This window comes from Leucobacter komagatae (genome assembly GCF_000834055.1).
In the GTDB taxonomy this organism is placed as follows: Bacteria; Actinomycetota; Actinomycetes; order Actinomycetales; family Microbacteriaceae; genus Leucobacter; species Leucobacter komagatae_A.
Genome location: NZ_JXSQ01000003.1, coordinates 63567 through 89351, shown reverse-complemented (window position 1 = coordinate 89351; position 25785 = coordinate 63567). Strand labels below are relative to the sequence as shown.

Annotated in this window: 17 protein-coding genes and 1 pseudogene; 9 read left to right on the top strand and 9 right to left on the bottom strand. The window is 68.4% G+C overall.

The window, feature by feature from the left end; genetic code table 11:
• The 4 genes and pseudogenes from SD72_RS03380 (at nucleotide 1) to SD72_RS03365 (ending at nucleotide 5436) form a co-directional block, all read left to right on the top strand.
• The gene (locus SD72_RS03380) at nucleotides 1-1155 is read left to right on the top strand and encodes an ABC transporter permease (RefSeq protein ID WP_084766737.1); all 1155 of its coding nucleotides are present in this window, start codon (nucleotides 1-3) and stop codon (nucleotides 1153-1155) included.
• A complete protein-coding gene (locus SD72_RS03375) occupies nucleotides 1152-2978 on the top strand; it encodes an ATP-binding cassette domain-containing protein (protein ID WP_042543029.1) in 1827 nt (608 codons plus the stop codon). Before SD72_RS03380 ends, SD72_RS03375 begins: the two co-directional genes overlap by 4 nt.
• A gap of 32 nt (nucleotides 2979-3010) precedes the next feature.
• Nucleotides 3011-3349 (top strand): annotated as a pseudogene (cmtR, locus tag SD72_RS03370) (Cd(II)/Pb(II)-sensing metalloregulatory transcriptional regulator CmtR); the annotation flags it as partial.
• 89 nt (nucleotides 3350-3438) lie between these two features.
• Nucleotides 3439-5436 carry a heavy metal translocating P-type ATPase gene (locus SD72_RS03365; RefSeq protein ID WP_042543027.1) on the top strand — a complete coding sequence of 666 codons (1998 nt, stop codon included), beginning with the start codon at nucleotides 3439-3441 and terminating at the stop codon, nucleotides 5434-5436.
• A 58-nt stretch (nucleotides 5437-5494) separates the two neighbouring features.
• Here SD72_RS03365 and SD72_RS03360 read toward each other — a convergent pair whose 3' ends face one another.
• Nucleotides 5495-6067: a MarR family winged helix-turn-helix transcriptional regulator gene (locus SD72_RS03360; protein WP_042543026.1), complete on the bottom strand. Its 573-nt coding sequence runs from the start codon at nucleotides 6065-6067 to the stop codon at nucleotides 5495-5497.
• Between the two features lie 105 nt (nucleotides 6068-6172).
• On the opposite strand from SD72_RS03360, the gene SD72_RS03355 reads away from it, so the two are divergent.
• Nucleotides 6173-8467 (top strand): MMPL family transporter, encoded by a 2295-nt coding sequence (locus SD72_RS03355; protein ID WP_084766736.1) that lies wholly within the window; start codon nucleotides 6173-6175, stop codon nucleotides 8465-8467.
• A 57-nt stretch (nucleotides 8468-8524) separates the two neighbouring features.
• Here SD72_RS03355 and SD72_RS03350 read toward each other — a convergent pair whose 3' ends face one another.
• Complete coding sequence (locus tag SD72_RS03350) at nucleotides 8525-9760, bottom strand: MFS transporter (RefSeq protein WP_042543025.1); 1236 nt, start codon at nucleotides 9758-9760, stop codon at nucleotides 8525-8527.
• A 146-nt stretch (nucleotides 9761-9906) separates the two neighbouring features.
• Nucleotides 9907-11316, bottom strand: a complete 1410-nt coding sequence (locus SD72_RS03345) for an aminotransferase-like domain-containing protein (protein ID WP_042543024.1) — start codon at nucleotides 11314-11316, stop codon at nucleotides 9907-9909.
• On the opposite strand from SD72_RS03345, the gene SD72_RS03340 reads away from it, so the two are divergent.
• The 4 genes from SD72_RS03340 (at nucleotide 11315) to SD72_RS03325 (ending at nucleotide 14492) form a co-directional block, all read left to right on the top strand.
• Nucleotides 11315-12247, top strand: coding sequence for a DMT family transporter (locus SD72_RS03340; protein ID WP_042543023.1), 933 nt, complete (start codon nucleotides 11315-11317; stop codon nucleotides 12245-12247). The genes SD72_RS03345 and SD72_RS03340 overlap by 2 nt on opposite strands.
• Before the next feature lie 2 nt (nucleotides 12248-12249).
• Nucleotides 12250-13152 carry a dihydrodipicolinate synthase family protein gene (locus tag SD72_RS03335; RefSeq protein WP_042543022.1) on the top strand — a complete coding sequence of 301 codons (903 nt, stop codon included), beginning with the start codon at nucleotides 12250-12252 and terminating at the stop codon, nucleotides 13150-13152.
• A 108-nt stretch (nucleotides 13153-13260) separates the two neighbouring features.
• On the top strand, nucleotides 13261-13941 hold the full coding sequence (locus SD72_RS03330) for an HAD family hydrolase (RefSeq protein ID WP_042543021.1): 681 nt from the start codon (nucleotides 13261-13263) through the stop codon (nucleotides 13939-13941).
• A gap of 11 nt (nucleotides 13942-13952) precedes the next feature.
• Complete coding sequence (locus SD72_RS03325) at nucleotides 13953-14492, top strand: YaeQ family protein (protein ID WP_042543020.1); 540 nt, start codon at nucleotides 13953-13955, stop codon at nucleotides 14490-14492.
• Nucleotides 14493-14537: 45 nt separating this feature from the next.
• On the opposite strand, the gene SD72_RS03320 is transcribed toward SD72_RS03325, so the two are convergent.
• The 6 genes from SD72_RS03320 to SD72_RS03295 all read right to left on the bottom strand — a co-directional run bounded on the left by SD72_RS03320 (nucleotide 14538) and on the right by SD72_RS03295 (nucleotide 25619).
• Nucleotides 14538-15293, bottom strand: a complete 756-nt coding sequence (locus SD72_RS03320) for an enoyl-CoA hydratase/isomerase family protein (RefSeq protein ID WP_042543019.1) — start codon at nucleotides 15291-15293, stop codon at nucleotides 14538-14540.
• Nucleotides 15294-15366: 73 nt separating this feature from the next.
• Nucleotides 15367-16764 (bottom strand): dihydrolipoamide acetyltransferase family protein, encoded by a 1398-nt coding sequence (locus tag SD72_RS03315; protein WP_042543018.1) that lies wholly within the window; start codon nucleotides 16762-16764, stop codon nucleotides 15367-15369.
• Nucleotides 16765-16793: 29 nt separating this feature from the next.
• Nucleotides 16794-17786 carry an alpha-ketoacid dehydrogenase subunit beta gene (locus SD72_RS03310; RefSeq protein ID WP_042543017.1) on the bottom strand — a complete coding sequence of 331 codons (993 nt, stop codon included), beginning with the start codon at nucleotides 17784-17786 and terminating at the stop codon, nucleotides 16794-16796.
• Nucleotides 17783-18946 carry a thiamine pyrophosphate-dependent enzyme gene (locus SD72_RS03305; protein WP_042543016.1) on the bottom strand — a complete coding sequence of 388 codons (1164 nt, stop codon included), beginning with the start codon at nucleotides 18944-18946 and terminating at the stop codon, nucleotides 17783-17785. The genes SD72_RS03310 and SD72_RS03305 overlap by 4 nt, the downstream gene beginning before the upstream one ends.
• A 277-nt stretch (nucleotides 18947-19223) precedes the next feature.
• Entirely contained in the window at nucleotides 19224-22562 is a 3339-nt protein-coding gene (locus SD72_RS03300) for a DUF7927 domain-containing protein (protein ID WP_442914940.1), read from the bottom strand.
• Between the two features lie 3 nt (nucleotides 22563-22565).
• Nucleotides 22566-25619, bottom strand: coding sequence for a CshA/CshB family fibrillar adhesin-related protein (locus SD72_RS03295; protein ID WP_042543014.1), 3054 nt, complete (start codon nucleotides 25617-25619; stop codon nucleotides 22566-22568).
• Nucleotides 25620-25785: the final 166 nt, after the last annotated feature.

The following is a 25785-nucleotide window of genomic DNA, read 5'->3' as shown; positions in this document are numbered from 1 at the left end:
ATGCGGGCACTGATCATTAAGGAGTTTCGCGAGCTTGCGCGCGACCACCGCACGCTTGCGATGCTCGTCGTGCTGCCAATCCTGCTGCTCGTCATCTTCGGCTACGCGGCGAACTTTTCGGTGGATCGCGTCACAGCGATCGCCGTCGGCCCGAACGCGCAAGAGCTCGTCGATGACCTAGCAGGCTACGAGGCAGCCGAGGATCTCGACATCGAAGTCGTCGACACCGAACTCGGGGCAGCCGACGCCGAAGTGCTGCTTCGCGACAGGGAGGCTAACGCGGTAATCCTCGCGGATTACAGCGACAGCGGCGCCCCGCTCAGCGAGCGCATGCGCGTCTACCTCGACGGCAGCAGCCTCTTCACCACCCAGACCGCGCAGGGCATGTTCGTCGCCCTCGCTGCGGAGGACATGCAGCAGCAGTTCGACGACCTCGGCGATCGGATCGCCGAGGCCTTCGCGACCGGTTCCCCTCCAGAGCTCACCGCGCCAGACCTCGCCCCAGACGAGTTTGTCACCGTGCTCTTCAACCCAGACCTGAAGACGTCGTGGGTGATGGTTCCTGGCCTCATCGGCCTCATCCTGCTATTCATCGGCGCACTCATCACGAGCATCGGGCTTGTCAGGGAGCGCGAGACGGGCACCCTCGAACAACTCGCGGTCATGCCGCTGCCCCCCTCAGCAATCATCTTCGGCAAGATCACCCCGTACTTTCTCCTCGCCCTCATCGACATGGCCGTCATCACAGCCCTCGGTTGGTGGCTCTTCAGCGTGCCGTTCGCCGGGAGCTGGCTCCTGTTCAGCCTCGCCGGCATCGTGTTCCTCTTTGTCGTGCTCGGGATCGGGGTGCTCATCTCTTCGGTCTCCCACAACACCGGGCAAGCGATCCAACTCGCGATCCTCTTCGTCGTGCCACAGGTGCTCCTCTCGGGGCTCATCTTCCCGCTCGATTCGATGCCCATCGGGGTCCGCTGGATCGGGTACATCCTTCCGCTCACCTGGTTCCGCGAGATCACCCAGGGTGTCATGGTGCGCGGGGCTGAGATCGACAGCCTCTGGTTCCCGCTCGTCATCCTCACAATCATGGCGGTCCTCGCCTTCGGCGCCGCGACCTGGCGAATGCGCCGCTCACTCTCTCACGGGGGCGCGCGATGAGCGCCGGGGTGCACATCTCACTCGAGCACGCGGCGGTGCGTTTCGGGCCGGCCGAGGCGCTCCGCGAGTTCACCGGCGCATTCGCGCCAGGCACAGTGAGTGCGCTCATCGGCGGCGACGGGGCGGGCAAGTCGACGCTGCTGCGCGGGCTCGCTGGCCGGGTCCCGCTTCACGCGACCAGGGCCGAGGGCCTCCCCGTCGACCAGCGTCGCGTCGGGTACCAGCCCGCAGACGCCGGCGTGTGGCGAAACCTCTCGGTCGCGGAGAACGTCGAGTTCGTCTCCCGTACGTACGGCGCAACGGGGGCAGAAGCGACCGAACACACGCGCCGCCTGCTTGAGCGCGCCGGCCTCGGGGGCGTGACCGATCGCGTCGCGGGCAAGCTCTCTGGCGGCATGCGCCAGAAGCTCGGCGTCGTGCTCGCGACGCTCCACCGGCCGAGCCTGGTGCTGCTCGACGAGCCGACGACCGGGGTCGATCCGATCAGTCGCGCAGAATTGTGGACGCTGATCGCCGCGACCGCCGCAGACGGCGCAACCGTGGTGTTTGCGACCACGTACCTCGACGAGGCGGAGCGCGCGAGCAAGCTCTTTCTCTTGAGCGGCGGCACCCTCATCGCGGCGGGGACGCCGGAGGCCGTGGTTACGCAGACGCCCGGACGCATCTGGCAGGCCCCGGCGTCGCACCAGTCGGCGAGACTCGCGCTCGAAACACGACAGGCGTGGCGGCGCGGCGACACCGTGTACGCCTGGGACCCCTCGGCAGACGCCGCAGCTCCCCCAGGGTTCCGGTCGGCACCGGACGACCTCGAGAACACGAGCATCGCGCTGCTCGCGGCCGATGCTCCGACGACGCTCGCCGCGACGGGCAGCGGGTCCGCGCCCGCTAAGCTCCGAGCACGTGGCACGGCCGCAGCACCTCGGCACCGGCTCGTCGAGGGCAGCGACATTCGACGCAGCTACGGCGCGTTCGCGGCGCTCTCCGGGGTCTCACTCCACGTCTCGCCTGGCGAGGTCGTCGGGCTGCTCGGCGGCAACGGGGCTGGCAAGACGACGCTCATGCGCATCCTGCTTGGACTCGAGGTGCCCTCTGCTGGCAGCGCGAAGCTCTTCGGCGCACGCCCCGAGCTCGAAACCCGCCGGCGGATCGGGTACGTCGCACAGGGCCTCGGACTCTATGCGGCGCTCTCCGCTGTGGAAAACCTCGAGTTTGCTGCCGCCGTGAACGGTGCCCCGGTCGTTCCAGCGTCCAGGCGCTTCGCCGAACGCTTCGGAAAGGCTCCAATCTCGGCGCTTCCCCTCGGCGCCCAACGCATCCTCGCCTACCTCGCGGCCGCCGGGCACGCCCCCGAACTGCTCGTCCTCGACGAGCCGACCTCGGGCATGGACGCGCTCGCTCGCGCCAGGCTGTGGCGAGAGCTGCGCACTCAGGCGGATACCGGCGCCGGGATCCTCGTCACCACGCACTACATGCAGGAGGCTGCGCAGTGCGATCGTCTGGTGATCCTCACTGCCGGCACCGTGACCGCGGCGGGCACCGTCGAAGAGATCACCAAAAAGCACACATCGCTCACCGTTGAGAGCGCACACTGGGAGCGCGCCTTCACACTACTGCGGGCGGCGGATTTTCCCGTGCTCCTCGACGGGCGCACCCTCCGCGTCCCTGGCGTCTCTCGCAGCGACGTCGCTGCGGCGCTCGACAGGCTCACCGAGCCGGTCCACATCACCGCGGCCGAGGCAACGCTCGACGAGGCGATGCTGCTCGACGCGGTGGGCGCTCGACCTCCCGGCACGGGCGAGTCGCGGGCGCAAACCCCCTCTTGATATTTGGTCAGCATTCACTGTATAGTCAGCACATGCTGACTAATAGCTCTCGTCTCGACGCCATGAACCGGCTCGGGCGGGCCCTTGCCGACCCGACCCGCTCGCAGATCCTCCTCGCCCTCACCGGCAGGCCAGGCTACCCGGCCGAACTCGCGGCAGCGCTCGGCCTCACCCGCACTAACGTGTCCAATCACCTCGCGTGCCTGCGCGGTTGCGGCATCGTCGTCGCTGAGCCCGAGGGCCGAAAGACGCGGTACGAGATCGCGGATCCACACCTGACTGCGGCGCTGACTGCGCTCGTCGACGTCACCCTCGCCATTGACGAAGGCGCGACGTGCGTCGACCCAGGGTGCGCCGTTCCCGGGTGCTGCGACACTGAACCCGCTGAGCTCGGGGGCGAGCGTGTGCCTGCCGCGGAAACCGCACGCTCGGACGCTTCACCAACACCGGCGAGCCACACGTGAGCGTCGAGTGCTGCGCCCCCGATACCGCAACGGCCACGGCAGCTGGCGCCGCTCCCCCCGAAGGGAGCCAAGCCCTCGCGCCGCACCGGCCAACGCCGTGGTGGCGCGATGCGCAGATCATCGTGCCCGCAGCCTCGGGCGTGCTATTTCTCGCCGGCCTGTCGTTCGACGCGCTCGCGCTCCCCGCCGTCGCGGTCGTCGCCTACTGGGCCGGCCTCCTCACTGGGGCAGCGACGTTCGTTCCCGGCGCCGTGCGACGCCTGTTTGTGCGCCGCGCACTCGGCATCGGGCTCCTCATGACGATCAGCGCGATCGGCGCAGTGCTCCTCGGCTACGTGCAGGAGGCTGCGGCGCTCGCCTTCCTCTACTCACTCGCCGAGGCCCTTGAAGACCGCGCGATGGACCGAGCGCGCGGCGGCCTGCGCGCCCTCCTCGACCTCGTCCCCGAGACCGCAACCATTGCAACCGGCGGACCCGCCGGTTCCACCCACTCGCGCATCCCCGCGACCGAACTGCAACCAGGCCAACTGCTCATACTCGGCCCAGGCGAGCGGCTCGCGACCGATGGCATCGTTGCGACGGGCTCGTCCGCCCTCGACACCTCCGCCGTGACAGGCGAGTCGATCCCCGTCTCCGTTGGTGTGGGCGACCGGGTTGCCGCCGGATCGATCAACACGTCCTCCGTCCTCGAGATCACCGTGACGGCCGCCGGCACGGACAACTCGCTCACCCAGATCGTCGCGCTCGTCGAGCAGGCGCAGGCGGTGAAGGGCGAGCGCGCGCGGCTCGCCGATCGCATCGCACGACCGCTCGTGCCAGGCGTACTGCTGCTCGCGCTCGCGGTTGTCGTGTTCGGCGCACTCTTCGGCGACCCCGAGATGTGGATCACGCGCGCCCTCGTTGTCCTCGTCGCCGCTTCGCCGTGCGCGCTCGCGATCTCGGTGCCAGTCACGGTCGTCTCGGCGATTGGCGGCGCGAGTCGCTTCGGGGTGATTGTGAAGAGCGGTGCGGCATTCGAGCGGATGGGCACGATCCGCCGCGTCGCACTCGACAAGACCGGCACGCTCACCCGCAACGCACCATCGGTGACGGCTGTGCTCACGAGCGCGGGCGCAACGGAGGCTGAGGTGCTCACCGCGGTTGCCGCGGTCGAGCGGCACTCGACCCACCCGCTTGCCGCGGCCATTCGCGCCGCGGCGCCCGGGATCGCGGACAGCACCCCTGGCGCTTACGATGTCGCGGAGCTTCCGGGGAAGGGCATGACCGGGCTCCTCGGCGGGCAACGCATCGCCGCGGGGAGCCCGCGCTGGATCGCTCCCGGCGCGCTCTCGGCGGGCGTCGCCGAGCTTGAAGCGCTCGGGCAGACCGTCGTCGTGGTGTCGCGCGACGGCACGGTGATCGGCGCGGTCGGCATCCGCGACGAACTGCGTGACGAGGCCAAGGACATGGTGAGCGCGCTGCGCTCAGCGGGCATCGACGTCACGATGCTCACCGGCGACAACGCCCGCACCGCGCGTGCGCTCGCCGAGCAGGCAGGCATCAGCAGCGTGCACGCCGAGCTTCGGCCGGAAGACAAGGCGCGGCTCGTCGAGGAGCTCGCGAGCACCGCCCCGACCGCGATGATCGGTGACGGGATCAATGACGCGCCAGCCCTCGCGGCTGCGAGCGTCGGGATCGCGATGGGCGCGACCGGCTCCGACGCCGCGATCGAGTCGGCGGACGTCGCCTTCACGGGGCACGACCTCAGGCGCATCCCTGAGGCCCTCGCGCACGCACGGGCCGGTCACCGCATCATCACCCAGAACATCGGCCTCTCGCTCGCGATCATTGCGGTCCTCGTGCCGCTCGCGATCACCGGGGTGCTCAGCCTCGCGGCTGTGGTGTTCGTGCACGAGCTCGCGGAGGTCGCGGTGATCGCAAACGGGCTGCGCGCGGCACGGATCGGCCGCGCGGCGCGGCCCGCCCGAATCCCCGCGTTTCCTTCCCCGAGCTAGCCGATCGGTGCCCCAGGCAGCGCCATGGCCCTGCCAGCCCCGGCGTTGGCCACGCCAGTCAGCCGAGCTGGGGCCAATCCCCTGGCTCGATCTTGATCTCGGCGGCCATGTCGTCGAGGAAGCGGATCACCACTTCGCGCTCCTCCGGCGTGAGCCTGGCAGCCGCGTGGAACCGCTTGGCGTGCTGCTTGCCGACCGTGTTCATGGCGGCCTCGTGGGTCTCCGGCGTGATGGAGATCGCGAGCGCCCTGCGGTCGGTTGGGTGGGGGCGGCGCTGGATATGACCGCCGCGCTCGAGGCGGTCGAGGAGTTTCGTTGTGGAGGCGCTTGAGATTTTCAGGTGTCCGGCGATGGCCCCGGGCGTCGCGATCTCACTGCGGTTGCCAAGCACGATGAGGAAGTGCAGCGCGCGCATATCGGTCTCGTTGAGCTTCATGTACTTGAGCGAAGCGTCGGAGAGCTCCTGCTCTGCGTTGCGTAGCCGACCGAGCGCTCCCATGAGCAGCCCGATTTGTTGGACGTGAGCCTGATCAAGGCCCCCGCGGTCGACGAGCCTGCCGTCGGGATCGCTCGAGTCGAGGTCGTAGATGTTCGACGACGTCGCCTCGGCGTTTCCTTGGCTCTCTTGCATAACACGATTCTAGCCCAGCGCGAATACTTCAAGCTGTCCTATCTACAACCCTTTCATGTTTCTTGCTAAGCTAGCAATATCGTGTTCCGTGAGAGAGGATGCAGCATGCGGCCGAAGCACTCATTCAAGCCAGCGACCGGCGAGGGCGAGCCTAACGCCGGCCCGGCAACCGAGCGTCGCGCCGACACAACCCCGGCGCACCGCAGCCGCGTCCCACGCTGGCTGCGGATCTTGCTCCCTGCGCTCCTCATCCTCGTCTGGTTCGCCGGCGCGGGCATCGGCGGCCCGTACTTTGGCAAGGTGAGCGAGGTCTCATCGAACGACCCGACGGCCTACCTCCCCGAGTCGGCAGACGCGACCCAGGTACGCAAGCTCCTCACCGAGTTCAGTGACAGCGACACGATCCCCGCGATTGTCGTATTCGCCGGCGAGGCGCAGCTCTCCACCACTGAACTCGACGGCATCTCGGCCCAGCTCACCGACCTCGCAGGCACGGACGGCATCGCAGACGGCATCTCCCCCGCTCTCCCGTCGAAGGACGGCAAGGCGGTGCAGGCGTTCGTACCGATCGACTCGAACGCAGAACTCAGCGACGTCGTCGGCGCGCTCGGGGATTCGCTGCGCTCTGCGGCCCCACCAGGGGTCTCCGTGTACGTCACCGGCCCGGCGGGCTTCAGCGCCGATCTCTCTGCCGCGTTCTCGGGCATCGACGGCCTGCTGCTCGGTGTTGCCCTCATCGCCGTGTTCGTCATCCTCATCATCGTTTACCGCTCGCTCCTGCTGCCCGTTGCGGTGCTCTCGACGAGCATGTTCGCGCTCTGCGTGGCACTCCTCACGGTCTGGTGGCTCGCGAAGGCGGGAGTGATCCTGCTCAGCGGGCAGACGCAGGGCATCCTGTTCATCCTCGTCATCGGCGCCGCAACCGACTACTCACTGCTGTACGTTGCGCGCTTCCGCGAGGAGCTGCGGATCACCACCGACAAGTGGCAGGCGACGATGCGCGCCGTCCGCGCCTCTCTCGAACCGATCGCCGCTTCGGGCGGCACGGTCATCGCGGGCCTCCTGTGCCTGCTGCTCAGCGACCTGAAGTCGAACAGCACGCTCGGCCCAGTCGCCGCGATCGGCATCGTCTTCGCGATGCTCGCGGCCCTCACCCTCCTCCCAGCGTTGCTGTTTGCGTTTGGCCGCGCAGCATTCTGGCCGCGCCGACCGAAGTACGAACCCGCGGTCGTCGCCGAAGAGCACGGGGTGCCGAAGCACGGCGTGTGGGCAAAGCTCGCAGGCCTCATCCGCAAACGGCCGCGCGCGATCTGGGTGACCACCGCGATCGTGCTCGCCGTCGGCGCCCTCGGCGTCACGCAGCTCAACGCGGTTGGTGTTCCGCAGTCCGATCTCGTCATCGGCTCCTCTGAGGCGCGTGACGGCCAGGCAGCGCTCGGCGAGCACTTCCCTGGCGGGTCGGGCAGCCCCGCCCAGGTCGTCGTGCCCGAGGGCGACCTGCAGGCCGCAGCCGATACGCTGCTCGCCCACTCGGGCATCGACGGTGTCTCTGTCGTGTCTAAGGATTCGCCGAGCGGATCCGCGCCGGTGACGGCCGAAGGTATCTCCGCGTTCGGCCCTCCGGGAACGCCGGCGCCCGCGCCGACCGTTGTCGAAGGCGACGTCATGCTGCAGGCAACCCTCACCGCAGCGGCAGACTCCGACGCTGCGGCAGACACCGTGCGCGAGCTGCGTACCGAGCTCGCCGACACCGTGCCGGGCGCCCTGGTTGGCGGCGTGACCGCGACAGCGATCGACACGAACACGGCATCGATCCACGACCGCAACCTCATCATCCCCGTCGTGCTCGCGGTGATCCTCGTGATCCTCATGCTGCTGCTGCGCTCGGTCGTCGCGCCGATCCTGCTCGTGCTCACCACAGTGCTCTCGTTCGGCACGGCGCTCGGCGTCTCCGCGCTCGTGTTCAACGGCATCTTCCAGTTCCCCGGCGCAGACCCGGCTGTGCCGCTGTTCGGGTTCATCTTCCTCGTCGCGCTCGGCATCGACTACAACATCTTCCTCATGACCCGCGTGCGGGAGGAATCGGTGAAGCACGGCACCAGGGACGGGATTGTCCGCGGCCTCACCATCACGGGCGGCGTGATCACCTCGGCTGGGCTTGTGCTCGCAGCGACCTTTGCGGCGCTCGCGGTGATCCCGATCCTGTTCCTCGTGCAGATCGCATTCATCGTCGCCTTCGGCGTACTCATCGACACGTTCATCGTGCGCTCGCTACTCGTGCCAGCGCTGACCTACGACATCGGCAAGAAGATCTGGTGGCCGTCGAAACTCTCCCGCGGTGCCGAAACCGGCACCGAGCCCGGCACGGCGGCCGACGGCGAACCGGGCGCCGGAAGCTGAGCATGCAGCCAGCGGCGAGGGGCACCAACGCAGTGCCCCTCGCCGAGCTGCCGAGGCTCACGTGGCAGCGGCGACTTCCGGCAGCAGCCTAAACCTGCGGTGCGTGAAGACGAAGACGGCGACGAGCACCATGATCGCCCCAGCCACGAGCACGGGCAGGAGCGGCCAGACGCCGTAGAGCAGCGTGCTCAGCGTCGGCGCGAGCACGAACGTCAGCCCATTGGTCGCCCCGATGAGCCCCGCGAGCCCGCCCTGTTCGTCGCGGCGCATGAGGAGCGTCGGGCCTGCGGTGTAGCCGGGCATGGCGATGCCAACACCGAGGCCGATGAGAAAGGTCCCGACGATCAGGAGCGCAAGCCCGGCGTCGGGCACGAGCGCCGCGAAGCCGAGCGCGGCGATCACCGTGCCAACGCGCAGCAGCACCGCAGGGGCCCACCCGGAGCGCGGCACGATGACGCCCTGCGCGAGCACCATGCCGACACCGGCTGCGAGGAGCACGGCGCCCGTTGTGAGGCCGGTCTCGTTCGCGTTGAGCCCCAACCTGTCCTGCACGAGAAAGCCGGCGATGATCTGGAAGAACCCGAGCGCAGTGAACATGCCGAACCCCGCGAGGAGAAACGGCCAGACGCGACCATCGCTCGGGCGGATGCGCGCCGGGTTTTCAATGAGATCGCTTCGCGGTTCTGGTCGCAGCCTTGCCGCGACGAGCACAGCCCCAAGGGCAAGCAGTGCGGGGATGACAACGAGCGGCACGAGCAGCCCGAACACCGCGAGTGCTCCCCCGGCGACCGCACCCGCGATCATCGCGACACCCTGCACCGCGCCGACGCCGGCCATGCCGCGCACGCGAGTCTCCTCGCTCGTCGTCACGCGTGCGATGTAGGTTTGCGCGGTCGGCGCGACTGCAGAGATCGCAATGCCAAAACCCACGCCGCGGAGCACGACGAAGAGGGCGAACAGGGTGGCTCCGACGAGAGCACCGCGCATGCCGAGCGCGGCGATCCACGCGAAGAGCCCCATGGTTGTCGCGCCGAGCACGAGTGCCGACGTCAGCACCGACTTCGCGCCGCGCCGCTGGGAGCGCCGTCCCCAGCACTGGCTCGCGAGCACGACCATCACCGCCGCGGTGCTGATCGTGACGCCGATCTGCCACTCAGCGAGCCCCGCTTCGCGCGCAAGCGGTGCGATGATGGGATTGAGCGTCATCTGGGCGAGGTACACGAGGAAGACGATCGCGAGCAGCAGTGGAACCTGTGTCCGCCCCTCGCCTGGGGATGCGGGTGTCGGGTCCATTCGCTTGCCTCGTCTCGTTCGAAGCGACGATCCCCGGACGAACGGGCCCGTGCGGCGGGGTCGTTTCGCACCGGCCACCGAGGAACGAGCGAGGGGCCGACCACGATACGCTATTCATCAGATGTAGCGTAACACGCGCGCGTGCGCTACTCCAGGCGCTCGAGTACCTGCCCGATGATCCTCGCGGCCTCGGGGAACGCTCCCGGGTTCGGGCCGGAGTAGTTCAGCCGCACGAACGTTCCGGATGGCTCAGCGGGGAACCACTCACTCCCCGACGCGATGAGCACGCCCGCATCCTCGCACTCGCGCACGAGGCGCGGAAGATCCACCCCGTCGGCGAGCTGCGCCCAGAGGTTCAGGCCACCGTGTGGGATCGCCGTGATGTGCGCCGCCGGTGCGTGCTTGCGAATGCTGTCGACGAGCAGGTCTCGTCGCGCAAGCAGCTGCTGCCGCAGGCCGCGCAGGTGCGTTCCCCAGCCAGGCTGGGTGACCACGTCGAGCGCCGCGGCCTGCAAGATTCCGCTCACATACATTGACGAGGCGCTCCTGTCGGCAAGAATCCGCTCACGCGCTGGGCCGCGCGCGATCACGCCCGCAACCCGGAGCGAGGGTGACACGCTCTTGGTGAGCGACCGCAAATAGACGACGTGGCCGGCGTCATCCTGCGCCGCGACGGGGGTCGGGTCCGACGTGATGCCGAAGTCGTGCGCCCAATCGTCTTCGATGAGGAAGGCGCCGTGCGCGCGCACGACGTCAAGGATCTCCTTCGCCCGCGCCTTCGGCCACTGTGCGCCCGTCGGGTTGGCGTAGTTGGGCTGCGCGTAGAAGGCGCGCGCGCCTGTCTCTTCAAACGCTCGGGCGAGCGTGTCGGGATCGGGGCCGTGCGGCCCGCTCGACACCGGCACGAGCTGCACGCCGGCCTGTGCCGCGGCGAGGGTCGCGCCCCAGTAGGTTGGCGACTCGATGAGCAGCGGCTGGCCAGCGGTGACGAGCGCGCGAAACGTCGAGCTCAGTCCGCTCTGGCTGCCGGGCAACACGATCACGTCGTTCGCCGTTGGGGGCGTCACGCCGACCGGCATCGCAGCGGCGAGTTCGCTGGCGAACCAGGACTGCAGCTCGGGCAGCCCAGCCACGGGCGATCGGGTGACGGCGACCTCGCTCCTGCCAGCACGGGTGAGCGCCGCGCGAATGAGCCGCTCGGGGAGGAGTTCACGGTCGGGGTAGCCGGCGTGGAGCGCGATCGCGCCCGGCGTCGCCGATCGCATCGTCGCCGATGGTTCTGTGAGCCGGTGCTGCGGCGAGCGCAGCGCGACGGTCTGCCAGCTGTAGTCGAGTGGTCGAGCGGTGCGGACGGCGCGAACGAAGGTGCCGACTCCTGGCCTGGTCTCGATGAGTCCGCGAGCGCTGAGCGTGCGGAGCGCCTTCTGCACGGTGACGGGGCTCGCCTCGTATTCGGCGACGAGGGCGCGCGTTGCCGGCAGGCGAGCCCCCGCGGGCGCCGCGGAGATCCAGTCGAGCAGGCCGGCGACGATCCGCGAACTGCTATCATCATTCATGAGACAACATAGTAGCGCTACTGTCCTTGAACGGCCTGCGATATCACGCTCTCGTGCGGGCCTCCTCTGGGGACTGCTTGGCGTGTTCGCGTTTTCGTTCACGGTGCCGTTCACCCGCATCGCCGTCGAAGCGCTCTCTCCCCTGTTCATCGCCTCGGGGCGCGCGGTGCTCGCTGCGCTCCTCGCGGCCGCGGCGCTCGCGCTCACCCGGCAGCAGTTCCCGCGCGGCAGGCAATGGCTCAAGGTGGCCGTCGTTGCTGCGGGCGTCGTCGCTGGCTTCCCGCTGCTCACCTCATTCGCGCTGCAGACCGCGTCGGCGAGCCACGGCGCCGTGGTCATCGCGCTGCTGCCCGCGGCCACGGCCGTGGTGACGGTGCTGCGATCGGGCGAGCGGCCCGGCACCGGATTCTGGGTGGCGGCCTGTGCCGGCGCCGCTGTCACCGTCGCGTTCGTCGCGATCCAGGGCGGCGGCTTCGAGGGCCTCTCCTGGCACGACCTCCTGCTGTTCGCCGCGGTCATTGCGGCCGCGTTCGGTTACGCGGAGGGTGGCCTGCTCGCGCGCGAGCTCGGGGCATGGCAGACGATCTCGTGGGCACTTGTCGCCGCCGCCCCACTCATGGCGGTGCTCACGGCCGTCGCCGTTGCCCAGCAGCCGCCGAGCGCGACGCCAGCGCAGTGGGCCGCGTTCGCGTACCTCGGCGTCGTGAGCATGTTCCTCGGCTTCTTCGCGTGGTACCGCGGGCTCCAGATCGGGCCGATGGCGCAGGTGAGCCAGGTGCAGCTCGTGCAACCAGTACTCACGCTCGCTTGGGCAGCCCTCATGCTGCGGGAGCCCTTCAGCTGGGGCACCGTGGTCGGCGCGCTCGCCGTGATCGCGTGCGCGGCCATCGCCGTACGCACCAGGGGCCGCGGCGCGGCTGGACGGGGGTAAGCGTGGAGTTCACCGGCCTCAGCGCCTTTCCGTTCACCCCGATCACCGCGTCCGGGGTCGACGAGTCCGACTACGCGCGCATTGTCGAGCGCAGCGCGGCGGCCGGGGTCGATTCGATCTGCGCCCTCGGATCCACTGGCGGCTACGCGTATCTCTCAGCGGCGGAGCGCGCACGCGCCGCAGCGCTCACCGTCGCGCACGCGGGCCCGGTTCCCGTCATCGTCGGGGTGAGCGCGATCCGCACCCGTGAGGTGCTCGCGAACGTCGCCGCAGCGCAATCTGCCGGTGCGGCGGCCGTGCTCCTCGCCCCGATGACGTACCAGCCGCTCACGCAGGACGAGGCGTTTGGGCTGTTCGAGGCGGTTGACGCGGAGCTCTCGGTGCCGCTCGTCGTCTACGACAACCCCGTCACGACCGGCTTCACGTTCGAGCGTGAGCTCCACGCACGCGTCGCCGCGCTCCCGAGCGTCGCGTCGATCAAGATTCCTGCCGTGCCGACCGCGCCGGCGGAGGCGCGGGCGCGGGTGGCGTCCTACCGTGCGCACCTGCCTGATTCCGTCACCCTCGGCGTCAGCGGCGACGGCACTGCGGCGGCGGGACTTACCGCCGGCTGCGACGCCTGGTACAGCGTGCTCGGGGGCCTCCTCCCGGCTGAGAGCCTCGCGCTCACTCGGGCGGCCCTCGCTGGCGACGCGGGGACGGCGAGCACGCTCTCGGCACGCTTCGATCCGCTCTTCGCGCTGTTCGCCCGCTATGGGAGCTACCGGGTGGCCGCAGCGGTCGCTGAGGATCTGGGGCTCGTCGCACCGGGGACGCTGCCGCACCCGGTGCGCGGGATCGAGCCGGCAGGCAGGTTGGCGGTCGCGGCGGCGCTCGCGCACGCGGGCGTCGCCCGGCCGCGGTAGCCCTTCCTCCCTCGCCCCACTGCGGGTGCACGTATCGGGTGCACCTACCGGGTGCCCCTACCGGGTGCCCCTACCGGGCGCCCAGCGGGGAGGCCTAGGGTGGCAGCTATGACGCTTCTTGCTAAGCCAGCCTACGACGCGGTCGTGTTCGACTGCGACGGCGTGCTGGTCGACAGCGAGCGACTCGCGGTCGAGGTCACGCACCGCATTGTCGCCGACCTCGGGTGGGAGACCGACGTCGAGAGCCTTGGCCGGCTCCTCATCGGCTGCTCGTCGGAGTTCTTCCTTGCGACGCTCGAAGAGCACCTCGGCAGGAAGCTTGAGCCCGGCTGGGATGCGCCCTACGCTGGCTGGCGCGAGGACGCGTTCGCTGGGCGCCTCGAGGTGATCCCCGGGATCGTTGCGGCGCTCGACGGGATTGATCTCCCGTGGGCGGTCGCGTCAAACAGCCGCACCGCACGCATTCGGTCGAGCCTCGCCACCGTCGGCCTGCTCGACCGGTTCGAGGGTCGCATCTGCAGCGCGGAGGACGAGGCGAACGGCAAGCCGGCCCCCGACGTCTACCTGTCGGCCGCGCGCCTCCTCGGTGTTGCGCCGGGGCGCTGCATCGCGGTGGACGACAGCCCGACCGGTGTGCTCGCCGCGCAGCGCGCGGGAATGTTCGTGCTCGCATTCGCCGACCAGTTCACCGCTAAGGACTTTCCTTCGGGCGACCGCGTGCGGGTTTTCACGGATATGCGTGAGCTGCCGCGGCTCGTCGCCGAGTTGCGGCGCCCCTCCGCCCGCTAAGCTCGGGAACCATGGCAATAGGCGCAACGATCCACACCTTCGAAATACAGCTGGCAGATGTGGATCGCGGGGTCTACGACGAGCTGTCGCTCCGCGTAGCCCGCCACCCGTCCGAGACCGACCGCTTCATGGTCACGCGCCTGCTCGCCTACTGCCTCGAATACGAGGAGGGCATCGCGTTCAGCGCGGGAGTGTCTTCGACGGACGAGCCCGCTGTGCTGGTGCGCGATCTCACCGGAACCATCACCGCGTGGATCGAGATCGGTGCGCCAGACGCCGACCGGCTGCACTACGGCAGCAAGCTTGCAGACCGCACCGCCGTCTACACGCATCGCGAGCCAGAGAAGCTCCTCACCGCGTGGGCGGGCAAGACAATCCACGAGGCGGAGCGAATTGTCGTGCGGTCGTTCGACGCCGGGTTCATCGACGGCATCGTCGGCACGCTCGCCCGCCGCAACACGATGACCGTTTCCCTCACCGAGGGGCAGCTCTACGTCGACTGCAACGGTTCGTCATTCGCGAGCCAGGTCACCGAGCACAGCATCGTCTGACGCCGGGAGGTGCCAGCCGCGAGCAGCCGGCGCCAACGGCAGAAGCTAGCGCGCCGCGAACGCCCTGATGCGCTTGTCGCCCTCAGGGCTCTGCGAAGCGATCCCAATGGTGCGGGCCTCCTCCGCGAGCTGCTCGGTGAAGCTGCGCTCGGGGCGGGAGCGGATGAGCCGCTTCGCCTCACCGTACGCGTGCGCGTTCTGCACCCAGAACGCCGCGATGGCCTCAGCTCGACCGCGCACGTCGTCGTCGGCGACCTTCTCCGCTGCGATCCCCCAGGCGACCGCCTCCTCTGCGGAGAGGAGACGCTCCTGCAACAACAGCTGCAGTGCCCTGCGCTGCCCGACCGCGGCTGCGAGCTGCGCCGAGACCGAGAGGTCGGGGGTGAGCCCGACGCCGCCGTACACGCTGCCAACACGCGACGATTCACCGATCACCGCGTAGTCGCTGCAGAGCAGTATCCCGAGGCCGCCTCCGGCAGTGGTGCCGTGCGCGGCCGCGACGACGGGCTTCGCCGATTCGGTGAGGGCAAGGATGCCGACGTTGATGCGGTGCGCCAGGCGCTGGATCATGTCGCCGCGATCGTCCATGGTGGCCATCGCCTGAACATCGCCGCCGGCGCAGAACGCGCGCCCCGCCGCATCAATGATGATCGCTTGCACCTCGTCGGACTGCACGGCAGCCTCAGCTGCGCGCGTCCACCCCTCGGCCATCTCGTCGTTGAACGCGTTCAGCCGCTCGGGCCGGTTCAGGGTGATTCGGGCAATCCCGCTGTCGATAGTGAGCAACACTGCATCAGTCATACTGCGATCCTACGAGAGCGACCCGCGCAGCGGTCAACAGGAATGTACACATCCTCTTGACCGCTGCCCGAAATTAGCCGATGAGTAGTTCCGGCCGTTCAAGTGCGGCCGCAATATCGGACACGAAGCGGCTGATGACGTCGCCGTCGATGACGCGGTGATCGAACGATCCGCCAACGGTGGTGACCATGCGCGGCTTCACCTTGCCCTTCACCACCCACGGCTTCTCCTTGATCGAGCCCATCGCGACGATTGCCGTCTCGCCCGGGTTGAGAATGGGCAGGCCGAAGTCGACGCCGAAGACGCCGACGTTAGTGAGCGTGATCGTGCCCTGCTGCATCTCGGCGGGCTGCGTGAGCCCGTCGCGTGCGCGCTGTGTGAGCGTGCCGATGGCCTCGGCGAGCTCGACGAGGGAGAGCTGGTGTGCGTCACGAATGTTGGGAACGACGAGCCCGCGCGGCGTTGCGGCCGCGATACCGAGGTTCACGTAGTTGCGGCGAATGATCTCGTCGCCACCCCATGCCGAGTTCACCTCTGGGTTGCGCGCGAGCGCCCAGATGATGGCCTTCGCCATGATGAGCATCGGAGATACGCGGACCCCCGCGAACGTGTCAGACGCCTTCATGCGTCGCACGAGCTTCATGGTGCGCGTCGCATCGACCTCGACGAACACTGAGGTGTGCGGCGCGGAGAACTTGCTCGCGACCATCGCCTGCGCGACGACCTTGCGGATGCCCTTCACTGGGATCCGCTCTTCGCGCGGCTGGCCGGCGCCGAAGCCGCTCGCAGGGGTGTGGATCGTGGCTGCGGCCGCGCCCCCCGCGGCGCTCGGTGCAGCGCTGCCGTTCGCGGCTGCGAGCACGTCGTCGCGGAGGATCTCGCCGCCAGCGCCGGAGCCCGGCACGCGCGCGAGGTCCACCCCGAGATCCTTCGCGAGCTTGCGCACCGGAGGCTTCACATACACTTTGCCGGCAACCGGGGGCTCCTCGGTCTCGGCCTTACCAACGCTGATCACCGGCTGCCCGCCAGGCCGGCGCCTGCTCTTGACAGCGCCGCCAGTGCCGTAGCCGACGAGTACCGCGCCGGAGTTCTCCTCATCGTCCGCAGCGGGCGCTGCCGGCGCCGCTGCTGTGTCGGCTACCTGGCCCGTGGCTGAGTCTGCCGCCTGGGCGTCAGCGGGCGCCGTAGCCCGCTCCGTTCCGCCTGCTGGCGCAGCGTCGCCGCCATCGCCGTCGCCGACCATCCTGAGGATCGCCGTACCAACCGGCACCGTCGTCCCGGTTTCGACGAGGAGCTCTGCGATCTCGCCCTCGAACGGCGACGGGATCTCGACGAGCGACTTCGCTGTCTCAATCTCGCAGATCACCTGGTTCAGCTCAACGGTGTCGCCGGGCTTCACGGCCCAGCTCACGATTTCGGCCTCGGTGAGGCCCTCTCCCACGTCGGGGAGCGCGAATTCGTTGTTACTCATGTCTTACCCTCTCAGCGCCTGCGCGCCGCTTAGTAGTTCATTGCGCGGTCGACGGCTGCAAGCACGCGATCGGCGTCGGGTAGGTAGTGTGCCTCGTTGCCGGCCGGCGGGAACGGAGTGTCGTAGCCTGACACGCGCAGCACCGGCGCTTCGAGGGAGTGGAAGCAGCGTTCGCTGAGGGTCGCGGCGATCTCCGAGCCGACGCTCGCGTTCTCCGGGGCCTCCTGTGCGACGACGACGCGGCCGGTCTTGCGCACCGACGCGACAATCGGGCCGTAGTCGATCGGCGAGACCGTGCGGAGGTCGATGACCTCGGCGCTCACACCCTCGCCGCCAGCGATCTCCGCCGCCTGCAGCAGCGTCGTCACCATCGCACCGAAACCGATGAGGGTGACATCGCTGCCCTCGCGCGCGACGAGCGTCTCGTGGAGCGCTGCTGCGGGGCGATCGAGGCGAACCTCACCCTTCTGCCAATACTTCGCCTTCGGTTCGAGGAAGATGACCGGGTCGTCAGACTTGATCGCCTGCTGAATCATCCAGTACGCGTCGTTCGCGTTCGCCGGGCTGACGACACGCAGACCCGCGGTGTGCGCGAAGTAAGCCTCGGGGCTCTCCTGGTGGTGCTCGACGGCGCCGATGTGGCCGCCGTATGGCAGCCGCAGCACGACGGGCATGTTCATGGTGCCGGCCGAGCGGTTGCGGAGCTTCGCGAGCTGCGTGACGATCTGGTTCATCGCGGGGAACACGAAGCCGTCGAACTGGATCTCGGCGACCGGGCGGAACCCGCTCATGGCGAGGCCAACGGCTGAGCCGAGGATGGCAGCCTCAGCGAGCGGGGTGTCGAGCACACGGGCGGTGCCGTAGTCCTTCGCGAGCCCCTCCGTGACGCGGAAGACACCGCCGAGCGAGGCGATGTCCTGCCCAAGCAACACGACGTTGTCGTCGCCAGAGAGCGCCTCGCGGAGCCCAGCGTTGATGGCGCGCGCGATGGCGAGTGATGTGGTTTCGTGCGACTGGCTCATGAAGCCACCTCCTCTGCGAACGATGCTTCGTATGCGTGCAACCAGGTCTGCTGCTCTTCGATGCGCGGGTGCTGCTCCGCATAGACGTAGTCGAACATTTCGTCCGGCTGCGATGCTGGCAGCGCGAGGATCTGCTCGCGCACGACGCGGGCGTGCGCTGCGGCCTCAGCGTCGATCTCGGAGATCGTGTCGTCTGAGACGCCGCGCGAGCGCAGGTAGCCGGCGATGCGCCGAAGCGGATCCTTCAGTTTCCACTGCTCGAGCTCTTCGTTCTCGCGGTAGCGGGTCGGGTCGTCACTCGTCGTGTGCGCGCCGATGCGGTAGGTGAGGGCCTCGATGTAGCCGGGGCCGCGGCCAGCACGGGCGTCGCGCATGAAGCGACGGCCGACGGCGTACGCTGCGAGCGCGTCGTTGCCGTCGATCTGCACCGACTGGATGCCGAAACCGAGGGCACGCCTGTACAGCGGGGTGCGGCTTTGGCGTGCGACGGGCACGGAGATCGCGTACTGGTTGTTCTGCACGACGAACACGACGGGCGACTGGTAGCTCTGCGCGAAGACGAGGGCCTCGTTGGCCTCGCCCTGGCTCGTGGTGCCGTCACCGTAGAAGCACATGACGGCGCGATCGGTCGCGGTGCCCGGCTCGTTCGGGTCGAGCGCGGTGTTGCCAGCCTTCCGCTTCGCGTCGAGCAGCATGCCGAGCGCGAAGCCCTGCGCGTGCTGCGCCTGCGCACCCAGTACAACCGTGTACAGGTGGAAGTTGCCGTTTTTGGGGTCGTTGACGTCCCAGCCGCCGTGGGTGAGCCCACGGAACTGTGCTGCGAGGTCAAGCAGGGGTACGCCGCGCACATCGGCGACAGCGTGTTCGCGGTACGTCGGGAACAGGTGGTCTTCCGGTTCGGTCGCGTACGCGAGCCCAACCTGGCAGCCCTCCTGCCCGAGGTTCGGCGCCCACAGGGCCAGCTGACCCTGTCGCTGGAGGTTGGTGCACTCGGTGTCGAATGCGCGACTGCGCGCCATCGAGCGGTACCATTCCTGGACTTCTTCGAGTGTGAGATCTTCTATCTCGCTCAGATACTCTGCAGCACTTTCGTTGGGCGCAAATGCGCCGTCTGCATCGAGAAACTGAATGGGTTCTGGATCACTGATGTTGATCCCCATTTTCGCTCACGCTCCTTGTTTGGAATGCTTGTGTGGAGTTAGAGCACCCGTCGGCGCTCTGCGCCGCGGCAACAAAGAGTGGTTGTCTTCGCCGTCGAAGCACGTGCAAGGATCACTTGCAGGCCTCACACTATCGCGGCCAGTAGTGAAAGACCACTGCTCTGACGGCCAAGTTCAGGACAAGTATTTGGAGCGGCGAACATACCCATGCCGCGCAGCAACGACGACGAGGGGTGCGGCGGTTATCCGCCCCACCCCTCGTCGGTTGTCGTGGTCGTTAGAGCTCGGTGCTCTCTTCCGCGTCGTTGCTGCCGGCGGTCGTTGCCGAACGCTTGCGCATGGCCCGGATCGTGAGCAGCGCGGCGCCGAGGAGCACCACCGCTCCCCCGCCGAGGAGCCACGGCAGCTGACTTGCGCCGCCCGTCTCACCGATGACGGGCGGGCTGGGCTTGCCAGGCGTGACGGGCGGCCGCACGGGGTTCTCCGTGCAGGTGTCGCTGCCTGGCTCGCACGTCGTCGGCGGCTGCTGGCCGTCGGTGACGAGGAAGTTCGCGAGCTTCCCGTTCCCAGCGTCGGAGGCCGCGGAGACGGTCACCTCGTACTGCACCGTCGCGCGCTCGCCAGCCGCGAGCGTGCCAGAGACCGTCAGCGCGTCACCCTCGGGCCCGGAGGCGGTGAGCCCGCCCGTTGCGGTCGGCCCGCCGGTGAGCGTCGCATCATCGAGCACGTCGCTGAGGTCGTCAACGAACGCGACGGCGGCGTCGCCGCGCCCCACGTTCTCGAAGCTCAGCGTGTAGGTGAGCTTCTGCCCCGCAACAACCTCGGTGCCACTCGCGGGGTCGACGCTCTTCTTCGCGACGATCTGCCCGACGGGGTGTTCCGTGCACGCGGTGACCGCAGGGTCACACACGGGTGGCGGATCCTGGCCGGGCCGCAGCAAGAAGTTCGCAAGCAGGTCGTCGCCGCGCTCACCGTCTGCCTTCACGCGCACCGTGTAGGTGACGTGCACCTTCGCGCCGGGTTCGAGGGTGCCAGCGACCGCGAGCACGTCGCCCGAGATCGTCGCGCTCAGCGCGTCAGCGTCGACCTGCGGCTCACCGACGAGGTCCGCGTCGTCGAGCACGCCGGCGAGGCGATCCTCGTAGGCGACGGCGCCCGCCGCGGTCCCGCGGTTCTCAAAGGTCAGCGTGTAGCTGAGCTCCTGGCCGGCGATGACCGCGGATCCCGTTGCCGGGTCGGCGCTCTTCTCGACGACGAGGTCGGGTGTCGGGTGCACCGTGCAGTTGTCGTCGCCCGGCTCACACGTCGTCGGCGGTTCCCCGCCGTCCTCGAACAGGTAGTTCGCGAGCGAGCTGTTGCCCTCGCTCTCGCGCTCCGCGTCTGGCTTGACCGTGACGCGGTACGTGACCTGCGCGGTCGCCCCGGGGGCAAGCTCGCCGGTGACGACGATCTCCTCGCCCGTCGGGCCCGTTGCGGTCAGGCCGCCGGTCGCGGTGAGCGAGCCGGCGACGTAGTTCGCGTCGTCGAGCACATCGGCGAGCGAGTCGCGGTAGGCGACCGGGCCAGGCGCGGTTCCCAAGTTCTCGAAGGTGAGCGTGTAACTCAGCTCCTGCCCCTCGGTCACGGCCTCACCGTTTGCGGGGTCCGAGCTCTTCTTCGCCTGCACGTTCGGCGCGGAGTGCACGGTGCAGTTCCAGTCCTCGGGGAGGCACTCGGTCGGCGGCGTTTCGCCGTCGGCAATGAGGTAGTTCGCGAGGAGGTTGTTGCCGCCCTCCAAACGATCCGCGTCGCTCTTCACGGTCACCGTGTAGCTCACGGTCACCGTCTGACCGGCCAGTACGGTGCCGAGCACCCTGATGGTGCCACCCTCAACCGTTGCGCGCAGCTCGGTGCCAGAAACCGTCGGCCCGGCCGTGAGATCGGCATCGTCGAGCACGTCGCTCAGCGAGTCACGGAAGTCGACGAAGCTGTCGGCTGGGCCCCAGCTCGAGAACGTGAGCGTGTAGGTGATCTCGTCGCCAGCTGCGACCGCCTCGGTCGAGGCCGGCGTCGAGGACTTGCCCGTTTCCAGGCCAGGCATCACGGTCGGGTGATCGGTGCAGCGCGGGTTCTCCGGCAGGCACAGCCCCGGCAGCGTCTCGCCCTCCTCTATGAGGAAGTTCGTGAGTCGCGCGCCGTGCGGCAGGTCTGCGTGCAGGCGGTACGTGTACGTCACCGTGACCTCCGCGCCAGGGGCGAGGGTGCCGGTCACGATCACTTCCGGTTGACCTGCCGTGCCCTGGCCCGCCGTTGCGGTGAGCGACGGATCAGAGACCGCGATGCTCCCCTGCAGGTCAGCGTTGTTGCCGCCCGAGGCGAGAATGTCCGTGAAGTTCACGTCGCCCGCACCGTCGCCGTCGTTGCGGAACGTGAGCGTGTACTCGACCGCGTCGCCCGCGAGCAGCACGGTGCCGCTTTCGGGGTTCGCCGACTTCTCGACGCTGATGTCGGGGGCAACGACGGGGTGCGTTGTGCAGAAATCGTCTCCCGGCTCACACGTTGTCGGCGGATCCTCACCCGTCACGACGACGACGTTGCCGAGCTGGTCGTTGCCGCGCTCACCGTCGGCGTTCACGGTCACCTGGTAGGTCACCGTGACGGTCTGACCGGCCTGGAGCCTGCCGATGACCCTGAGGTCGCTGCCCGTCAGTGCGGGGGTGAGCGCCGCGTCGGAGGCGGCTGGCTGGATCGTGAGGCCGGCGTCGTCGAGGACGTCAGAAAGGTCGTCGGTGTAGTCAACGTCACCGGGGGCCTCGCCCGCGTTGTGGAACGTGAGCGTGTAGTTAACGGCCTGGCCTGCGACGACTTCCTCGCCCGAGCCGGGTGTCGCGGTCTTCACGACGCCGACGTCGGCTGGGAGCACGGGGTGGGTTGTGCAGTTGTCGTCGCCGGGGAGGCACTCGGTCGGCGGTGTCTCACCGTCACCGATCACGAAGTTCGCGAGCACGTCGTCTCCGCGTTCGCCGTCGGCCCCGACGGTCACGGAGTAGGTGACCTTCGCGGTTGCCCCGGCAGGCACGGAGCCCGTGATCGTGAGCTTCGCACCGTCACGTTTCGCTTCGACCGATGCGAGGTCGGAGGCGGGCTCCGCGCTCACCGCCGCGTCGTCGAGCACGCCCGTGAGGTCGTCGAGGTGGTCGACGGTCGCGGGAGCGGTTCCCGCGTTCGTGAAGGTCAGCGTGTAGCTGAGCTCCTGGCCCGCGATGACCGGTTCACCCGAGTTCGGGTTCGAGGTCTTCGTCACCGTCAGCTCTGGCACGGGGTGGACCGTGCAGAGGTCGCTGCCGGGCTCACACGTCGTCGGGGGTTCCTCGTCGCCCGCGAGCAGGAAGTTCGCGAGAGTGTTATCGCCGCGCTCCCCGTCCGCCTTCACCTTCAGGGGGTACGAAACGACGGCCGTCACACCGGCCGGAACACTGCCGGTGATCCCGAGCTTTCCGTCAACGACGTTGCCCGTGAGAGAACCCGCTGGCGTCACCGTCGGGTCACCAACGAGGTCAGCATCGTCGAGCACACCAGACAGGTCATCCGTGTAGTCCACCGCCGCTGCTGCTCCGCCACGGTTCTCAAACGTCAGCTCTTACGTGATCTCGTCACCTGCCGCGACGGCCTCACCCGAATCCGGGTTCGACGTCTTCGTCACGACGAGTTCAGCGACCGGATGCGTCGTGCACGTGTCGTCGCCCGGCTCGCACGTGGTTGGCGGATCCACACCCTCTTCAAACAGGAAGTTCGCGAGCAGGTGGTCACCCTCGCCCGCGCCATCTGCGTTCACCGTGACCTCGTAGGTCACCGTGACGGTCTCGCCCGCTGGGACCTCGCCGCTAACGTGCAACAGCCCGTCAGCAGCGGGGCCAGTGGTGGTGAGCCCGTCGCCGGCGACAATTGACCCGGTGTCGAGCGTTGCGTCGTCAAGCACGCCCGACAGGTCGTCGACGTGCGCGACCGGGGCGGGGGCGCCACCGGCTGAATTGTCGAAGGTCAGCGTGTAGGTGAGTTTGTCTCCCGCAGCGACGACGCTGCCGTTCGCAGGGTCGGTCTGCTTCGAGATCACCAGTGCTGGCTTGCCGACCGGGTGCGTGGTGCAACTGTCGTCTCCAGGCTCACACGTCGTCGGAGGTTCGACGCCTTCCTCGAACAGGAAGTTCGCGAGCGTGTCATCGCCACGCTCGCCCTCCGCCTTGACCTTTACCCTGTAGCTGACGGTCGCCGTCTCGCCCGCTGCGAGCGACCCCGCAATGGCGAGCTTGCCGTCTTCCGGCCCAGCGATCGTCCAGTTGTCTGGGGCAGTGACCGAGCCGGCGACGAAGTCTGCGTCGTCGAGCACGGCGGTGAGGTTGTCAATGTAGGAGACTTCGCCGCCCGTGGCGCCGTTGTTCGTGAACTCGAGCGAGTACGTGAGTTCCTGCCCCGCGACGACAGCTTCGCCGGTTGCCGGGTCTGCGGATTTCACGGCCGTGATGTCGTCGACGAGGATCTCGTGTTCGGTGCAGGTACGCGTTGCTGGATCGCACACCTCCGGCGGGGTTTCCCCGGCCTCAAGCACGTAGTTTGCGAGGTGGTTGTTGCCGTCGCGGGCGTCGTCATCTTTCACGATCACGGTGTAGCGCATGACGGAGTACTCCCCCGCACCGAGCGTGCCGGTGACCGCAATCTCCTTCGCGGCCGGGTCGAAGTTTGCGTTGAGACCGCCGCTTAGCTTCAGGCTGTCGCCCCAGTCGGCATCGTCAAGGACGTCGCTGAGGTTATCAACCCAGTCGATCTGCGCCGCGGCAGTGCCCCAGTTATGGAAGAGCACCTGGTAGGTGATCCGCTGGCCTTCGCTGACGGATTCACCGCTCGGCGGGTTGGCAATCTTGGTGACCTCGAGCTCCGGGATTGCGATCGGATGATCCGTGCACCGCGGGTTCTCTGGGAGGCACACCGGCTGTGGCTCCTCGATGATGCCGCCAGCACCATCGTTGAGGAGCAGGTGGTTGGTGAGACGCTGGCCGTGCTCTGCCGTCTCATCGACGCGCACGGTGTAGCTCACCGTGGCAATTTCGCCCTTCGCGAGCGTACCTGCCACGTCGATTTGGGTCCCAGCAAGCGTCGCGGTGACGCCCGGCGGGCCCGAAACCGTTGGCCCGGCGATGAGGGTGGCGTTGTCGAAGACCTGGGCGAGCTGGTCGCTGTAGAGGATCGGGCCTGCCACCTCGCTCTCGTTATGGAAGGTGAGCCTGTAGGTGACCTCGCTGCCGGGGTACAGCACGCTTCCCTGCACCGGGTCCGAGGTCTTCACTGCGGTGATGAGCGGCGCATCGAGCGCGTAGTCTTCCACCTCACCAGTGCTGCTCATTCCGACGGGGAGGAGTTCTCCGGGGTCCGCGGCGATGCGGAGGCGGAGGAACGTCTGTTCGCCTGCGACCGGCGCGGTGGACCCTTCCGGGGCGACCCACGTGAGTGTCGCCGAGCCACCGACACACTGCACAGGGTCAGACTTGTCGCCGTCCGAGAATACGCCGTCCCGCGCCCAGTCGATCCAGCCGGCAATATGCCCCTCGGCACCTTCGGCGACCGTGCACGCCAGCGTAATCTGAGTGGTCTCTCCCGCGCCGTAGTTCACGGTTGGCGGGTTGTCGACGTCGAGCGCATCCTCGTCGGATTCGCTCCCGGCCGGGCTCTCGTCGTCGAGCAGGGCGTCCCAGCTGAATACGTGCTCAACCTCGGAGTCGATGCGGGTGCCGAGCATCTGTGCTGGGTCTCCCGGCGTGCCGAGCACGAAGTCGTCACCTGAGACGTATTGCCCGGTACCGACGGGGATTTCCCCGCCCGACCACGTTGGTGAGAACAGTGCGCCGGCTTCACCGTAGCTCTCGGGGGCGTCAGCGAAGTCGGTGTCGATGACCATGCCGATCGCCACGGCGCTTGCGCCGCCGCCCTGGAGGATCACGTCAGCACTCGTCGCGCCCTCCATGAACCCCATCGCCATGGGCCCTGGGCCCCTGCCGGGGTTGCCCTCTGGCAACCCGATGCACTCGTTTCCTGACGGCTGGAAGCGGAGCCCGTTCGTGCCTTCGGTCACGACGGCGTAGACGTTTGTGGCGCACGCCGCTGGGCGATAGCGGTCGATGACGCGCCAGGTTGCGTCCAGTGCTGGCTCCGCAGCGCCTGCCATTGCGGTGTTCGTGATCGGGGAGACCTCGATGTACTCCCCCGAGACCTCGTTGCTGGACTCCGCGTCTGCGACGACGGGGCCCTGCAGCTGAATCGGGGTGCTTCTTCCACCTTGTTCGTCGATGATCTCGGCGCCGCAGAGGATGCGGAACGTGACGTTCGCTCCGCTCGTGGTGTTCGTGATGCCGTTGACGAGCTGGTTACTCCACCCAGCTCCGCCGATGTTGTAGAGCTGCGAGAGTCCGTCGCCCTGGTACCAGCCAGAGCGGTAAGTCGACAGCGCCTGCGCGCCTGGCGTGGGTGCCGCCTCGACGATGTTGCCGATGGTGCAGGTGGTGCGGAGCGTGTGGTGCCCGACGACGCGGTCGTTCGAGTAGCTCACGGTGCCGTCCGCGGCTGGCACGATCGGCCCCTCCTGCCCGAAGGAGAACCAGTCGATCGATGAGCGGTACTTGCCCTCGCCGCCCTCGGCGAACACCGCCTGCGCAGGGTCGGGGGTGAGCAGTGGCGCAGCGACGACGAGTGATCCCGCGACGAGAGCTACGGCCGCGCTGAGCGCGGCGACTCAGTTTCGAGCCCCGGTTGTTCCTCACTGTGCGAAACGGAGAAACCCTGCGTCCGCCCTGACGAGTTTCGGTGGCCGA

What these genes read in the sequence shown, in the direction of transcription:
- SD72_RS03350 (WP_042543025.1), bottom strand. Translation starts at nt 9,760, where the DNA reads ATGGACCCGACACCCGCATCCCCAGGCGAGGGGCGGACACAGGTTCCA.
- SD72_RS03325 (WP_042543020.1), top strand. Translation starts at nt 13,953, where the DNA reads ATGGCAATAGGCGCAACGATCCACACCTTCGAAATACAGCTGGCAGAT.
- SD72_RS03310 (WP_042543017.1), bottom strand. Translation starts at nt 17,786, where the DNA reads ATGAGCCAGTCGCACGAAACCACATCACTCGCCATCGCGCGCGCCATC.
- SD72_RS03345 (WP_042543024.1), bottom strand. Translation starts at nt 11,316, where the DNA reads ATGAATGATGATAGCAGTTCGCGGATCGTCGCCGGCCTGCTCGACTGG.
- SD72_RS03315 (WP_042543018.1), bottom strand. Translation starts at nt 16,764, where the DNA reads ATGAGTAACAACGAATTCGCGCTCCCCGACGTGGGAGAGGGCCTCACC.
- SD72_RS03380 (WP_084766737.1), top strand. Translation starts at nt 1, where the DNA reads ATGCGGGCACTGATCATTAAGGAGTTTCGCGAGCTTGCGCGCGACCAC.
- SD72_RS03355 (WP_084766736.1), top strand. Translation starts at nt 6,173, where the DNA reads ATGCGGCCGAAGCACTCATTCAAGCCAGCGACCGGCGAGGGCGAGCCT.
- SD72_RS03330 (WP_042543021.1), top strand. Translation starts at nt 13,261, where the DNA reads ATGACGCTTCTTGCTAAGCCAGCCTACGACGCGGTCGTGTTCGACTGC.
- SD72_RS03305 (WP_042543016.1), bottom strand. Translation starts at nt 18,946, where the DNA reads ATGGGGATCAACATCAGTGATCCAGAACCCATTCAGTTTCTCGATGCA.
- SD72_RS03320 (WP_042543019.1), bottom strand. Translation starts at nt 15,293, where the DNA reads ATGACTGATGCAGTGTTGCTCACTATCGACAGCGGGATTGCCCGAATC.
- SD72_RS03340 (WP_042543023.1), top strand. Translation starts at nt 11,315, where the DNA reads ATGAGACAACATAGTAGCGCTACTGTCCTTGAACGGCCTGCGATATCA.
- SD72_RS03360 (WP_042543026.1), bottom strand. Translation starts at nt 6,067, where the DNA reads ATGCAAGAGAGCCAAGGAAACGCCGAGGCGACGTCGTCGAACATCTAC.
- SD72_RS03375 (WP_042543029.1), top strand. Translation starts at nt 1,152, where the DNA reads ATGAGCGCCGGGGTGCACATCTCACTCGAGCACGCGGCGGTGCGTTTC.